Below are 14,498 nucleotides of genomic sequence, written 5' to 3' on the forward strand. Positions count from 1 at the left end.
GGCTTTTGCGAAGGAATATTTATGAAACGACTTAGCTTGATCTTCGGCCTGATGTTGAGCAGTGCCCTGCTGTTCGCAGGCATCGCCCAAGCCGCTGAAAAACCGGTGATCCGCCTCGGCGCCCGAGTGTTTACCGAGCAGACCCTGCTCGCGGAAATCACCGCGCAATACCTGCGCAGCAAAGGTTACGACGCACAGATCACCGGGGGCCTGGGCAGCAACCTCGCCCGCAGCGCCCACGAAAGCGGGCAACTGGACATGCTCTGGGAATACACCGGCGTGTCACTGGTGGCCTACAACCATGTCACTGAGAAACTCGACAGCGCTCAGTCCTACGCACGGGTGAAAGAACTCGACGCGAAAAAAGGCCTGATCTGGCTGACCCCGTCGAAATTCAGCAACACCTACGCCCTCGCGCTGCCGGGAAAAGTTGCTGAGGAATATCCGCAGATCAACAACATCAGTCAGTTGAACGAAGTACTGCGCGCCGAAGCCAAGCGCAATCACCTGGTGGCGCTTGACACCGAGTTTGCCAACCGCTCTGACGGGCTGATCGGCATGGTCGACCTCTACGACATGAACCTGACCCGCGAGAACATTCGCCAAATGGACGCCGGTCTGGTCTACACCGCACTGCGCAACGGTCAGGTGTTTGCCGGTCTGGTCTACACCACCGACGGACGCCTGAACGCCTTCGGCCTGAAACTGCTGGAAGACGACAAGCACTACTTCCCCGACTACACCGCCGCGCCCGTCGTGCGTCAGGCGACGCTGGACGCCAACCCGAAACTGGCCGAGCAACTCAAGCCACTGGCCGAACTGTTCGATGACGAAACCATGCGCCAGCTCAACGCGCGCGTCGACGTCGATCACGAAAGCCCATCGAAAGTTGCCGCTGATTTCCTGCGCCAACACCCGCTGAATTAAGAGAGGAGAAGTCATGGAATTCCTGAACGCCTTTTCCCATCTTGACTGGCAGCAGGTGATGCACCTGACCTGGCAGCACATCACCCTCGTTGGCATCGCCGTGTCCCTGGCGATCCTCATCGGCGTGCCGCTGGGCATTCTGATGACGCGCTTCCCGACCCTCGCTGGTCCCTTGCAGGCTAGCGCGACAGTGCTGCTGACCGTGCCGTCGATTGCCCTGTTCGGCCTACTGCTGCCGTTCTACTCCAAGTTCGGCCAGGGCCTGGGGCCGATGCCGGCGATCACCGCCGTGTTTCTTTATTCGCTGCTGCCGATCATGCGCAACACCTACCTGGCGCTGACTGGCGTCGAACCGGGCATTCGTGAAGCCGCGCGTGGGATCGGCATGACCTTCGGCCAGCGCCTGCGCATGGTCGAACTGCCCATCGCCGTGCCGGTAATCCTTGCGGGTGTACGCACCGCCGTGGTGATGAACATCGGCGTCATGACCATCGCCGCCACCATCGGCGCCGGTGGCCTGGGCGTACTCATCCTCGCTTCCATCAGCCGCAGTGACATGTCGATGCTGATCGTCGGCGCGCTGCTGGTCAGTCTTCTGGCCATTTTCGCTGACCTGTTTCTCCAATGGCTGCAACGCTCGTTGACTCCAAAAGGACTCCTCAAATGATCGAACTTCAAAACCTCAGCAAGACCTTCCAAAGCAACGGCAAAGATGTCAAAGCCGTGGATTCGGTAAGCCTGACCGTCAATGAAGGCGAAATCTGCGTGTTCCTCGGGCCATCGGGTTGCGGCAAAAGCACCACGCTGAAAATGATCAACCGCCTGATCAAGCCGACCTCGGGCAAGATCCTGATCAACGGTGAAGACACCACCGGTCTCGACGAAGTGACCCTGCGCCGCAACATTGGCTACGTGATCCAGCAGATTGGTTTGTTCCCGAACATGACCATCGAAGAGAACATCGTGGTCGTGCCGAAACTGCTCGGCTGGGACAAACAGAAATGCCATGGCCGCGCCCGCGAGTTGATGAGCATGATCAAGCTCGAACCCAAGCAATACCTGCATCGTTATCCACGGGAATTGTCCGGCGGCCAGCAACAACGGATTGGCGTGATCCGCGCGCTGGCGGCCGATGCGCCGCTGCTGTTGATGGACGAACCGTTTGGCGCGGTCGACCCGATCAACCGCGAGATGATCCAGAACGAGTTCTTCGAAATGCAGCGGGCGCTGAACAAGACCGTGATCATGGTCAGCCACGACATCGACGAAGCCATCAAGCTGGGCGACAAGATCGCGATCTTCCGCGCCGGCAAGCTGTTGCAGATCGACCACCCGGACACCCTGCTCGCCCATCCAGCGGATGAGTTTGTCAGCAACTTCGTCGGCCAGGACAGCACGCTCAAACGCCTGTTGCTGGTCAAAGCCGAAGACGCGGCGGACAACGCGCCATCCGTCAGCCCGGAAACACCGGTGGCCGAAGCGCTGGAGTTGATGGACGAGCACGACCGCCGCTACGTGGTGGTGACCTGTACCGAGAACAAGGCGCTGGGCTACGTACGCCGCCGCGACCTGCATCGTCAGTCCGGCACTTGCGGGCAATACCTGCGCGAGTTCAACGCCACGGCCGCCTACGACGAGCATTTGCGCATCCTGTTGTCGCGCATGTACGAGTTCAATCGCTCCTGGTTGCCAGTGATGGATGCCGAGCGGGTGTTCCTGGGCGAGGTAACCCAGGAGTCGATTGCTGAATATCTGAGCTCGGGCAAGTCTCGTGGGGGCAAGACCAGTATCGTTTCGCCGGCTGAGACTGCCATCGCCTGACCTGACCCTGTGGCGAGGGAGCTTGCTCCCTCGCCACAAAGGCAACACAAATCCCGCCAAAACTCTCCATCCGGGGAACATCACACTGTCATGCAGGTCGGTTACATCAGTAGCTGTCAGGGACCGCACGACGGAAGCGTGCAAAAACGCGACATTTTTTGTTGATCTCAAGCCCCTCACGCCCTAAAGTTCGCGCCGAACGTCCATGCTGGAAACGATCCATCCGGCTCAAGTACTGACGACGAGACAGCAAGGCCAAGGGAGACACCGCTTCCCATGGCCTTTTTGCTTTCGGCGACATGCCTTGGGAAGTAGGCGAACCAAAGTGGGGATACGGAGGACGTTCATTTGCACCCATTGATAATTTTAGTTTGCCAGTAGGAGTTCCCAGCATGTCGATCCAGGTCGAAGACTATTTCGCGCGCGAAACCTTTCAGAAAATGAAGGCGTTCGCCGACAAGCAAGAAACCCCGTTCGTGGTGATCGACACCGCGATGATCAGCCAGGCCTACGACGACCTGCGCGCCGGTTTCGAATTCGCCAAGGTCTACTACGCGGTCAAGGCCAACCCGGCCGTGGAAATCATCGACCTGCTCAAAGAGAAAGGCTCAAGCTTCGACATCGCCTCGATCTACGAGCTGGACAAAGTGCTGAGCCGCGGCGTCAGCGCCGACCAGATCAGCTACGGCAACACCATCAAGAAATCCAAGGACATCCGCTACTTCTACGACAAGGGCGTGCGCCTGTTCGCCACCGACTCCGAAGCCGACTTGCGCAACATCGCCAAGGCTGCACCGGGTTCGAAAGTCTACGTACGCATCCTGACCGAAGGCTCGACCACTGCCGACTGGCCGTTGTCGCGCAAATTCGGTTGCCAGACCGACATGGCCATGGACCTGCTGATCCTCGCCCGTGACCTGGGCCTGGTGCCTTACGGCATCTCGTTCCACGTGGGTTCGCAGCAGCGCGACATCAGCGTCTGGGACGCGGCGATCGCCAAGGTCAAAGTGATCTTCGAGCGTCTGAAAGAAGAAGACGGCATCCACCTGAAGCTGATCAACATGGGCGGTGGCTTCCCGGCCAACTACATCACCCGCACCAACAGCCTGGAAACCTACGCCGAAGAAATCATCCGTTTCCTCAAGGAAGACTTCGGTGACGATCTGCCGGAAATTATCCTCGAGCCGGGCCGTTCGTTGATCGCCAACGCTGGCATCCTGGTCAGCGAAGTGGTGCTGGTCGCGCGTAAATCCCGTACCGCCGTCGAGCGTTGGGTGTATACGGATGTGGGCAAGTTCTCCGGCCTGATCGAAACCATGGACGAAGCCATCAAGTTCCCGATCTGGACCGAGAAGAAAGGCGAGATGGAAGAAGTCGTGATCGCCGGCCCGACCTGCGACAGCGCCGACATCATGTACGAAAACTACAAGTACGGCCTGCCGCTGAACCTGGCCATCGGTGATCGCCTGTACTGGCTGTCGACCGGTGCGTACACCACCAGCTACAGCGCCGTCGAGTTCAATGGCTTCCCGCCGCTGAAGTCGTTCTACGTGTAAGTACGTCACGCAGAAAGCAATAAGCCCATGACGCGTCATGGGCTTTTTTGTGCCTGGCATTTCAACCTGGAACCACAACTGCCTTACTGATCCATTGATCCTTGGCTCAACGCTCGAGTTCGCTGCTGATATTCAGCCACCAGCACGCGAACCCTTGGGTCCGCCGATGCCGACAATGCTTCACTCGCCACCCGCAGGAAATTCAGATTCCCCCCGGCCAGCGCCTTGCGCAGCCAGACCAATGCGTCGTCGATATGTCCCTCTTCGGTCAACACCGCCGCAAAGCTGAACTGCCCACGAAAATCCCCGCCCTCGGCGGAACGCCGATACCAGTCGCGGGCCGCTGCCGGATCTGCCGGGCAAACGCGCCCTTCTTCCAGGTATCGGCCGAGCAGGTTCATCGATTTCGCATGACCCAACTGGGCAGCGTGATGATAGAGACTCAGCGCTTGCAACTGATCCTCAGCCACCCCACGCCCGGTCGCCAACAGGTTGGCGTAGTTGTACATCGCCCAATCCAGCCCGGCTTCGGCTGCAATTCGATAGTGCCGCGCGGCTACTGCAACGTCGAGCGCGCATCCCCAGCCATGCTCATGACAACGGCCGAGCATGTTGCGCGCCATCAAATGCCCGCGTCGGGCGGCGATGTCGAACCAGCGCACCGCCAACGGCTGATCCTGGGCAATGCCCTGCCCGTCCAGCAGAATCTGCCCGAGCAACGCCTGGGCATCGAGGACGTCTTCGCGGGCGGCCATCAGAATGGCCTGGGCGGCACGGGCCGGGCTTTCTTCGAGCATGGATTTAAGCGCATCGCCGTCGAGGATTTCCTCACGACGCAATTGAAAACTCATACCTCGACCCAGCGGCGCAACAGGTTGTGATAGGTGCCGGTCAGGCGGATCAACGAAGGGTGATCGGACACATCCTGGGCCAGTTGCCGGATCGCCCCGTCCATCTCGAACAGCAGCGCCCGCTGACTGTCTTCACGCACCAGGCTCTGCGTCCAGAAAAACGAGGCATAGCGCGTGCCGCGTGTCACTGCGTTGACCTTGTGCAGGCTGGTGCCCGGGTACAAAACCATGTCGCCGGCGGGCAACTTCACACGCTGGGTGCCGTAGGTGTCCTGGATTTCCAGCTCGCCGCCGTCGTAATCCTCGGGCTCGCTGAAGAACAGCGTGGCCGACAGGTCAGTGCGCACCCGTTCGATGCTGCCCTTGGGCTGGCGCACGGCGTTGTCGATGTGGAAATCGAAACTGCCACCGGCCGTGTAACAGTTCAGCAACGGAGGAAACACCTTGTGCGGCAATGCCGCTGACATGAACAGCGGATTCTTCCACAGCCGCTCGAGCATGGCCGCGCCAATGTCCTTGGCCAGTGGATGGCCTTCCGGCAACTGCAAATTGTGCTTGGCCTTGGCCGATTGATAACCGGCGGTGATCTTGCCGTCGGCCCAATCAGCCTGTTCCAGAGCCTCGCGAATGCGCTGCACTTCTTCTTTGTCGAACAGGCCGGGAATGTGCAGCAGCATGGTGAAGACACCTGGAGGCAAAAGGATGGCAATGATATTGATTCTTATTGCCCATGTAAAACCCGCCAGACGGATGAAACGGTAAAAACCGTAACGCCAAATTGTAAAGAATGTAAATTCGTCTCAAATAGTAATTCTTCGCAATTGATACAAATACGTGTTTACCCTATATTCCGCCGCCTCAAATCCTTGGGGAGGGGAATAAAAATGTCACGTCAACACGCACAATTACCCGTCAGTTCACCGCGTCTGCTCGCTTCTGCAATTGGCGTTGCGATCACTGCCGGCTCCGCTGGCCACATGGTTTTCGCGGCTGAAAAGACCGACGAGAAAGCACCGGGTAACACGATTTCCCTCGGTGCCACTGCCATTACCGGTGAAGCCCAGGACGAGACGACCTACAACGTCGAAAAGGCGTCCTCTCCCAAATACACCGCACCGCTGGTCGACACCCCACGCTCGGTCACGGTCATCCCGCAGCAAGTCATCAAGGACACCGGCGCCCTGAACATGCAGGATGCGCTGCGCACCGTTCCAGGCATCACCTTCGGTGCCGGTGAAGGCGGCAACCCGCAGGGCGACCGTCCGTTCATTCGCGGTTTCGATGCCCAGGGCGACACCTACCTCGACGGCGTGCGCGACACCGGTTCGCAGAGCCGCGAGATCTTCGCCGTAGAATCGATCGAAGTCAGCAAAGGCCCGAACTCGGCCATCGGCGGCCGTGGCGCGGCGGGCGGCAGCATCAACCTGGTGAGCAAGAAAGCGCACCTGGGCAACTCGTTCGACGGTGGTTTCACCTGGGGCTCCGACCAGACCCAGCGCTACACCATGGACGGCAACTATCAGTTTTCCGACACCGTCGCCGGCCGTCTGAACCTGATGAGCCACGAAAGCAACGTCGCCGGCCGTGACAGCGTCGATTACGACCGCTGGGGCGTGGCACCGTCGCTGGCCTTCGGCCTGGGCACCGACACCCGGGTCAACCTCGACTACTACCACCTCGAAAGCAACGACACGCCGGACTCGGGTATTCCCTACTCGATCCCGACCGCTGGCTCCGCTGCCCGTACCAAGTCCAACCCGGACAAGCCTCAGGATGGCGGCGATAGCAGCAACTTCTATGGTCTCGACGGCCGCGACTTCCGCAAGGGCCGCACCGACACGGCGACCCTCTCCATCGAGCACGACCTGAACGACGCGTTGACCGTGAAGAACACCCTGCGTCACGGTTCCAGCATGCAGGACTACATCCTGACCCAGCCGGACGACAGCAAGGGCAACGTCAACAATGGCAGCGTCTGGCGCCGGGCCAACACCCGCGTCAGCAACACCGAGACCACCACCAACCAGACCGATCTGTTTGGGGACGTGTACATCGCGGGCTTCAAGAACAGCTTCGCCACCGGTATCGAGTTGAGCCGCGAGGAAAGCCAGAAATCCTCGTACACCGTCAACACCGACACCACGCCGGGGACACCCGCAGCGACCACCACTTGCAACCCGGCAATCATCGGCGCGCCAAGCGGCTACAACTGCACCTCGCTGTCGAACCCGAACCCGAGCGACCCCTGGAGCGGCGCCATCTCGCGCAACTACGCCGGCACCGACACCACGGGTAAAACCTACGCGCTCTACGTGTTCGACACCCTGACGCTGTCCGAGCAGTGGCTGGTGAACATGGGCCTGCGCTACGACCATTTCGACACCGACTACAAAACCTACAACGCGGCCGGCACCACCACTTCCAAGGGCGATGATGTCAGCGAGTTCGTGACCGGTCAGTTCGGTGTGGTCTACAAGCCAGCGGAAAACGGCAGCATCTACGCGTCCTACGCAACGTCGGCAACACCACCGGGCGCAACCCTCGGCGAAGGCCAGGACGGCAACCCGTTGGGCGGCACGCCTGATCGCAACGGCAACCTGCTGAGCAGCGACATGGAACCGGAAACCACCAAGAACTACGAAATCGGCACCAAGTGGGATCTGCTCAACGATCGTTTGTCGCTGACCGCTGATATCTTCCGCACCGAGAAAGACAACGCTCGTGTGCAAACCAACACCACCACCTACGAAAACGTCGGCAAGACCCGGGTGCAAGGTTTCGAACTGTCGGCCACCGGCAAGCTCACCGACCAATGGCAGGTGTTCGCCGGTTACGCCTACATGGACAGCGAACAGGTGGATGGCGGCGACTTGCCGGCCAACCGAGCCAACAATGGCAACCAATTGCCGAACACTCCGAAGAACAGTGCCAGCCTGTGGACGACCTACCAGGTCACGCCAAAGCTGACCATCGGCGGCGGCGCGTTCTATGTCGACGACGTCTTCGGTAGCGCGGCCAACACCACCATGGTTGATTCCTACGTTCGCTACGATGCAATGGCCGCCTACAAGCTGACCAAAAACATCGACCTGCAATTGAACGTGCAGAACCTGACCGACGAAACCTATTACGACAAGGCCTTCTCGACTCACTTCGCCAACCAGGCGGCGGGCCGTACTGCTTTGCTGAGCACCAACTTCCACTTCTGATTGCACAACAGCGCAATCCCTGGGGGGGCGAGATTGCTCGCGATGGGGCCATAACATTCAACATGCAGGTTGACTGTAAGGCCATCATCGCGAGCAAGCTCGCTCCCACAGCTTTTGTGTGTAAAAGGAATGTTTCTCGACAACCCACGGCATAATGCGCGCCGTGATGACCACTTTTGAACAAGGCGAGCGACGTGTTGAAGAAAACCCTGTTCCAGTTGCACTGGTTTTTTGGCATCAGCGCCGGACTGGTCCTGGCCTTGATGGGGATCACCGGGGCGACGGTGTCGTTTCAGGATGAGATCCTGTACGCGTTGAACCCGTCTGTGTTGCAGGTGCAGAAACAGGTCGCCGGTGTGCTGCCGCCTGCTGAACTGGTAGAAAAAATCGAAGCGGCCAGCCACCTGAAAGTTGCGATGCTCTCGGTCGACATCGACAGCGACATCGCCGCAAAAGCCTTCTTCACCCCGGCACCGGGTGAGCGTCGCGGCCCCATGCGTTTCTTCGACCCGTACACCGGCGAACTGCTGGGCGACGCTAGCGGCCAGCAATTCTTCGGCCTGATGCTGCAACTGCACCGCTTCCTCGCCATGGGCGATACCGGTCGGCAGATTACCGGCGCCTGCACCCTGATCCTGGTGTTCTTCTGCCTGTCCGGCCTCTATCTGCGCTGGCCGCGCCAGTGGAAAAGCTGGCGCGCCTGGCTGACCCTCGACTGGAAGAAAAAAGGTCGCAGCTTCAACTGGGACCTGCATTCGGTCGCGGGTACCTGGTGCCTGGTGTTTTATCTCCTGTCGGCGCTGACCGGTTTGTCCTGGTCCTACGAGTGGTACAACAAGGGCCTGAATCAATTGCTCTCGGACTCACCGCAGAACGAACGCGTGCGTGGTGGTCGCGGCCCAGCCCCAAGCGGCCCGGCGCCAACGGCCGATTATTCGGCGATGTGGAGCAGCATCTACAGCGCAGCTGGTCCCGGCCTGAGTTTCTATAACACCCGCATGCCTCCCGTGGCCGGACAACCGGCGACCGTGTTCTACCTGCTCAAAGACTCGCCCCACGACCGTGCGCTGAACCAGATCACCCTCGATCCGGTCACCGGTGTGATCAAGCGTCACGACCGCTACAGCGACAAGAGCTTCAAGGCGCAGTTGCTGACCAGCCTCTACGCGCTGCACGTCGGCAGTTACTTTGGCATCGGCGGGCGCATCATCTTGACGATCACCGCGCTGACCATGCCGCTGTTCTTCATCACCGGCTGGATGCTGTACCTCGATCGTCGACGCAAAAAACGCCAGATCAAGGACGCCCGCAAAGGCCTCGCGCAACCGGGCAGCGACGCGTCGGCATGGCTGATCGGTTTCGCCAGCCAGAGCGGTTTTGCCGAGCAGCTGGCTTGGCAAACCGCCGGCCAACTGCAGGCTGCCGGCCTGCCGGTCAGGGTCCAGCCGCTGGCGGATGTCAGCGAGCAGGACCTGCGTGACTCGAGCAACGCGCTGTTCGTGGTCAGCACCTTCGGCGACGGCGAAGCGCCAGACAGCGCCCGTGGTTTTGAACGCAAGCTACTGAATCGCAACTTGAGCCTGGAAAGCCTGAACTACGCCGTGCTCGGTCTCGGTGACCGCCAGTATCAACACTTCTGCGGTTTCGCCCGACGCCTGCACAATTGGCTCGGCGAACACGGCGGCAAGACCCTGTTCGCCCCTGTGGAGGTCGACAGCGGCGACCCTTACGCCTTGCGTCACTGGCAGCAGCAACTTGGCCTGTTGACCGGTCAGGCGCCGGCGGACACCTGGCAAGCACCGAGCTTCGACAACTGGACCCTGACCCGCCGCGAGCAGCTCAACCCCGGCAGCAGCGGTTCGCCCGTCTATTTGCTCGCCCTGACCGCGCCCATCCGCAGCAGTTGGCTGGCCGGTGACCTGGTGGAAGTGTTACCGCGCAATTGCCCTTGGGCGATCGAGCATTTCCTCGATGGCCTGGGGATCGATGGTCGCGCCACGATTGAACACGACGGTCTCTCGCAACCTCTGGAGCAAGCCCTCGCCACCCGCCAACTGCCGGAAAACCGCAGCCATTTGGTCGGCCTGCACGCACAAGCCCTGGTCGACGCTCTCGTGCCGCTGGCCATGCGCGAATACTCGATTGCTTCGATTGCCGCCGACGGCATTCTGGAGTTGATCGTGCGCCAGGAACTGCGTGCCGATGGCAGCCTCGGGGTCGGCTCCGGCTGGCTCACCGAACACGCGCCGATTGGCGGCAGCATCAGCCTGCGGGTCCGTCGCAACAGCGGCTTCCACCTGCCGAACGAAGCGGTGCCAATGATTCTGCTGGGCAACGGCACCGGTCTGGCCGGATTGCGCAGCTTGCTCAAGGCGCGGATTGCCGATGGGCAGCAACGCCAGTGGCTGCTGTTTGGCGAGCGCAATCGCGAACACGACTACCTGTGCCGCGATGAACTGCAAGAGTGGTTGACTTGCGGTGACTTGCAGCGCCTGGACCTGGCGTTCTCGCGGGATCAGCCCGAGAAGATCTACGTGCAGGATTGCCTGCGCGAATCGGCCAGTGAGCTGAAGAAATGGCTGGCGGACGGCGCCGTGATCTACATCTGCGGCAGCTTGCAGGGCATGGCCAGCGGTGTGGATCAAGTGCTCAACGACGTACTTGGCAGTGCCGAAGTCGAACGCCTGATCGAACAAGGCCGCTACCGCCGCGACGTTTACTGACAACACCGCCCACCTGCAGGAGCAAGCTTGCTCCTGCAAGTGGCGCCGTTACACCGGCTGCAGTTTCTGCTCAAACACCGCCACCCCATCAAGATCGCGCAACACCACGCTCAATTCCCCGCTCTGCCCTTCGATGTTCACCTCACCAAAAAACTGAAACCCGGCAAACGGTGACGTGTTCTGCGCGGGCGGTGCCTTCTGGAACAGCACTTGCGGTCCGAACGTTTTATCCAGCGGATTGGGCCCGTAGCTTCCCGCATTCAGGGGACCTGCGACGAACTCCCAAAACGGTTCGAAGTCCTGAAACGCGGCACGCTCCGGATGGTAATGATGGACCGCGCAATAGTGCACATCCGCCGTCAGCCAGACGAAGTTGCGCACCTGCTGCGCCCGCAGGAAGCCCAGCAACTCGGCGATTTCCAGCTCGCGTCCCTGGGCCGGCCCCGGATCGCCATTGGCCACCGCCTCCCAGCGCGCGACACCGGGGCTGACTTCCCCATCGGGCACACCCAAGCCGATGGGCATGTCGGCGGCGATGATTTTCCACTGGGCCTTGGAGCCTTTAAGCGACGCTTTCAGCCAGTCCAGTTGCTCTCGCCCAAGGAAAGGCTTGGCGTCACCGAGGTTGTCATCATTGGCTTCGCGGTAGCTGCGCATGTCGAGCACGAACACATCGAGCAGCGGCCCGTAGCTGAGCTGACGATAAATCCGCCCGCCGCCATCGGCGCTCTGCAAACGCATCGGTGCATATTCGAGCCAGGCCTGACGCGCGCGGCCCACCAGGCTGTGGATATCTTTGCTCTTGTAACGCTCATCCAGTTGCTTGCCCGGCGACCAGTTGTTCACCACTTCGTGGTCGTCCCACTGCCAGATCTGCGGCACTTCGGCGTTGAAGCGGCGGATGTTTTCGTCCATCAGGTTGTAGCGGTAATTGCCGCGGTAATCATCGAGGGTTTCGGCGACTTTGCTCTTGGCTTCGGTGGTGATGTTGCGCCACACGCGGCCGCTTTCGGTGGTGAGTTGGGCCGGCACGGGGCCGTCGGCATAGATGGTGTCGCCGCTGTGGATGAAAAAGTCCGGCAGGCGCAAGCGCATGGCTTCGTAGATGCGCATGCCGCCGATGTCGGGATTGATGCCATAGCCTTGGCCGACGGTGTCGCCACTCCAGACGAAGCGAATATCGCGGCGGGTTTGCGGCACGCTGCGCAAGTGGCCGAACCACGGTTCGCTGGCGACTCCGCTTTGGGCGTCTTCAAACTGTACGCGGTAGAAAATCGCCTGATCGGCCGGCAACCCGGTGAGCTCGACACGGGCGGTGAAGTCGGTGCGGGCATCGGCCAGCGCCGAGACGAATCGCCGTGGGTTGGGAAACAGACTGCGAGTGTCCCACTCCACCACCATTCGCGCCGGGCGGTCACTGCGACTCCAGATGATCGCACGGTCACCCAGCAGGTCGCCGGACTGCACGCCATCGGTGAGTTGCGGTCGATCCTTGACCGAGGCGATGACCGCTGGCGCCAGCCCCGGCAGCAGCAATCCGGCGCCGACCGCTTGCATCACACGCCGGCGGCCGAGGTTGAAATCGCTCATGGTGTTCTCCCTGGAAAAGGAAAAACTTAAGCATGTGCGCATGACGCTGATGTGAAAACGCGATCCCTGTAGGTGATGTGTCAGGCCTTGGCCGGCTCCAACGCCATTTCAACGGTTTCAGGCCGCTTCACCAACGCATACACCACCGCCGTCAACAGACTCCCGGCGACAATCGCCAGCAGATACAGCAACGCATGATTGATCGCATTCGGGATCAGCAGCACGAACAAACCACCGTGGGGCGCCATCAACTTGCAGCCGAAATACATCGACAACGCGCCGGTCAGCGCACCACCGGCAATGCTCGCCGGAATCACCCGCAGCGGATCTTTCGCAGCAAACGGAATCGCCCCTTCGGAGATGAAGCACAACCCCAACACCAGCGCCGCTTTACCCGCTTCGCGCTCGCTCTGGGCGAACTTGCGCCGGGCGATAAACGTGGCGATACCCAGACCAATCGGCGGCACCATGCCGGCGGCCATGGTCGCGGCCATAGGCGCATAACTCTGCGATGCCAACAGCCCCACCGAGAACGCATAGGCGGCTTTGTTGATTGGCCCGCCGAGGTCGACGCACATCATCCCGCCCAGCAGCACACCGAGCAGAATCGCGTTGGTGGTGCCCATGCTGTCGAGGAAATGCGTGAGCCCGGCGAGCATGCCGGCCACCGGTTTGCCGACGACGTAAATCATCACCAGGCCGGTGAACAAACTGGCCAGCAGCGGGATGATCAAAATCGGTTTCAATGCCTCGAGGCTTTGCGGCAACCGCGCATAACGATTGATCGCCTGCGCCGCGTAACCGGCAATGAAACCGGCGATGATCCCGCCAATAAAACCCGCGCCCAGGGTGCTCGCCAGCAGTCCACCGATCATCCCCGGCGCCAGGCCCGGACGGTCGGCAATCGAGTAGGCGATGTAACCCGCCAGCAGCGGCACCATCAGTTTGAACGCCGTGTCGCCGCCGATTTGCATCAGCGCCGCCGCGAGTGTGCCCTCCTCCTTGAACGCGGTGATGCCGAACACGAATGACAAGGCGATCATCAAACCGCCCGCCACCACCATCGGCAACATGAACGAGACACCGGTCAGCAGGTGTTTATAGATGCCGGTTTTCTCTTGTTTGGCCGGGCCTTTGGCGCCGCTCGCGGCGGTTTCCTGCGTGCCTTCGGCGAGGGCTTTGTTCAAGGTCGCTTCGGCTTGCTTGAGGGCAATGCCGGTGCCGCAACGGTAAATCTTCTTGCCGGCGAAACGCTCGGTGGCGACTTCGATGTCCGCCGCCAGCAGCACCACATCGGCGTCGGCGATGGCCTGCGCGCTCAACGGATTGCGCGCGCCGACCGAACCCTGGGTTTCCACCTGCAGGTCATAGCCCAAACGCTTCGCCGCTTGCTGCAACGCTTCGGCGGCCATGAAGGTGTGGGCGACGCCGGTCGGACACGCGGTGACCGCGACCAGGCGCGGCGCTTTTTTTGTGGTCACGACCGGTTCGGCGACGACTTCAGCGGCGAGGTAAACCTGCGCCTCCTCGGCCCCGCGACGCAGCACTGATTCCACATCTTGCAGGGCCTGGGCCGGGGTGCTCTGGTAGACGCGTTTGCCGACGAATCGCGACATGTCCACCGGTGCACTGGTGACCAACAAGACCCACTCGGCGGCTTCAATCGTGGCCGCCGACATTTGCCGTTCGGGGTGCGCCGCATCGCTGATTTCGACACTGGTGCTCCAACCCTGACGCTGGGCCGCGGCATCCAGCAAACGAGCGCACAGCACACTGGTGACCATGCCGTTCGGGCAGGCAGTAACAATGGCTAACTTCATG

At 60.8% G+C, this 14,498-nt stretch carries 10 protein-coding genes; 6 read left to right on the forward strand and 4 right to left on the reverse strand.

Translation table 11 applies throughout. The features are described from left to right. Nucleotides 1-21: 21 nt before the first annotated feature. The 4 genes from BVK86_RS17775 to BVK86_RS17790 all read left to right on the forward strand — a co-directional run bounded on the left by BVK86_RS17775 (nt 22) and on the right by BVK86_RS17790 (nt 4,304). Entirely contained in the window at nt 22-927 is a 906-nt protein-coding gene (locus BVK86_RS17775; RefSeq protein WP_075947657.1) for a glycine betaine ABC transporter substrate-binding protein, read from the forward strand. Nucleotides 928-940: 13 nt separating this feature from the next. Next, nucleotides 941-1,594 (forward strand): ABC transporter permease, encoded by a 654-nt coding sequence (locus BVK86_RS17780; protein WP_075947658.1) that lies wholly within the window; start codon nt 941-943, stop codon nt 1,592-1,594. Continuing rightward, nucleotides 1,591-2,748 carry an osmoprotectant ABC transporter ATP-binding protein OsmV gene (locus BVK86_RS17785; protein WP_075947659.1) on the forward strand — a complete coding sequence of 386 codons (1,158 nt, stop codon included), beginning with the start codon at nt 1,591-1,593 and terminating at the stop codon, nt 2,746-2,748. The genes BVK86_RS17780 and BVK86_RS17785 overlap by 4 nt, the downstream gene beginning before the upstream one ends. 392 nt (nt 2,749-3,140) lie before the next feature. Beyond that, the gene (locus BVK86_RS17790) at nt 3,141-4,304 is read left to right on the forward strand and encodes a type III PLP-dependent enzyme (protein ID WP_075947660.1); all 1,164 of its coding nucleotides are present in this window, start codon (nt 3,141-3,143) and stop codon (nt 4,302-4,304) included. 83 nt (nt 4,305-4,387) lie between these two features. Here BVK86_RS17790 and BVK86_RS17795 read toward each other — a convergent pair whose 3' ends face one another. Together BVK86_RS17795 and BVK86_RS17800 are read right to left on the reverse strand one after the other, a co-directional pair. After that, nucleotides 4,388-5,155: a tetratricopeptide repeat protein gene (locus BVK86_RS17795; protein WP_075947661.1), complete on the reverse strand. Its 768-nt coding sequence runs from the start codon at nt 5,153-5,155 to the stop codon at nt 4,388-4,390. Next, on the reverse strand, nt 5,152-5,832 hold the full coding sequence (locus BVK86_RS17800) for a Fe2+-dependent dioxygenase (RefSeq protein ID WP_075947662.1): 681 nt from the start codon (nt 5,830-5,832) through the stop codon (nt 5,152-5,154). The genes BVK86_RS17795 and BVK86_RS17800 overlap by 4 nt, the downstream gene beginning before the upstream one ends. Nucleotides 5,833-6,039: 207 nt before the next feature. Between BVK86_RS17800 and BVK86_RS17805 the strand changes: the two genes are divergently transcribed. Further along, on the forward strand, nt 6,040-8,364 hold the full coding sequence (locus tag BVK86_RS17805) for a TonB-dependent receptor (RefSeq protein ID WP_075947663.1): 2,325 nt from the start codon (nt 6,040-6,042) through the stop codon (nt 8,362-8,364). Nucleotides 8,365-8,558: 194 nt separating this feature from the next. Beyond that, nucleotides 8,559-11,087, forward strand: a complete 2,529-nt coding sequence (locus tag BVK86_RS17810) for a PepSY domain-containing protein (RefSeq protein WP_075947727.1) — start codon at nt 8,559-8,561, stop codon at nt 11,085-11,087. Nucleotides 11,088-11,135: 48 nt separating this feature from the next. Here the strand turns inward: BVK86_RS17810 and BVK86_RS17815 are convergent, their stop codons facing one another. Both BVK86_RS17815 and BVK86_RS17820 read right to left on the reverse strand, forming a co-directional pair. Next, nucleotides 11,136-12,677 carry an alkaline phosphatase D family protein gene (locus BVK86_RS17815; protein WP_075947664.1) on the reverse strand — a complete coding sequence of 514 codons (1,542 nt, stop codon included), beginning with the start codon at nt 12,675-12,677 and terminating at the stop codon, nt 11,136-11,138. An 80-nt stretch (nt 12,678-12,757) separates the two neighbouring features. Beyond that, complete coding sequence (locus BVK86_RS17820) at nt 12,758-14,497, reverse strand: PTS fructose-like transporter subunit IIB (protein ID WP_075947665.1); 1,740 nt, start codon at nt 14,495-14,497, stop codon at nt 12,758-12,760. Nucleotide 14,498: the final 1 nt, after the last annotated feature.

It is taken from the genome of Pseudomonas reinekei, from assembly GCF_001945365.1.
GTDB classification, from domain to species: Bacteria; Pseudomonadota; Gammaproteobacteria; order Pseudomonadales; family Pseudomonadaceae; genus Aquipseudomonas; species Aquipseudomonas reinekei.

Excerpts from the sequence above, each read along its gene's own strand:
- BVK86_RS17775 (WP_075947657.1), top strand. The coding sequence starts at position 22 with ATGAAACGACTTAGCTTGATCTTCGGCCTGATGTTGAGCAGTGCCCTG.
- BVK86_RS17815 (WP_075947664.1), bottom strand. The coding sequence starts at position 12,677 with ATGAGCGATTTCAACCTCGGCCGCCGGCGTGTGATGCAAGCGGTCGGC.
- BVK86_RS17805 (WP_075947663.1), top strand. The coding sequence starts at position 6,040 with ATGTCACGTCAACACGCACAATTACCCGTCAGTTCACCGCGTCTGCTC.
- BVK86_RS17820 (WP_075947665.1), bottom strand. The coding sequence starts at position 14,497 with ATGAAGTTAGCCATTGTTACTGCCTGCCCGAACGGCATGGTCACCAGT.
- BVK86_RS17780 (WP_075947658.1), top strand. The coding sequence starts at position 941 with ATGGAATTCCTGAACGCCTTTTCCCATCTTGACTGGCAGCAGGTGATG.
- BVK86_RS17790 (WP_075947660.1), top strand. The coding sequence starts at position 3,141 with ATGTCGATCCAGGTCGAAGACTATTTCGCGCGCGAAACCTTTCAGAAA.
- BVK86_RS17795 (WP_075947661.1), bottom strand. The coding sequence starts at position 5,155 with ATGAGTTTTCAATTGCGTCGTGAGGAAATCCTCGACGGCGATGCGCTT.
- BVK86_RS17800 (WP_075947662.1), bottom strand. The coding sequence starts at position 5,832 with ATGCTGCTGCACATTCCCGGCCTGTTCGACAAAGAAGAAGTGCAGCGC.
- BVK86_RS17785 (WP_075947659.1), top strand. The coding sequence starts at position 1,591 with ATGATCGAACTTCAAAACCTCAGCAAGACCTTCCAAAGCAACGGCAAA.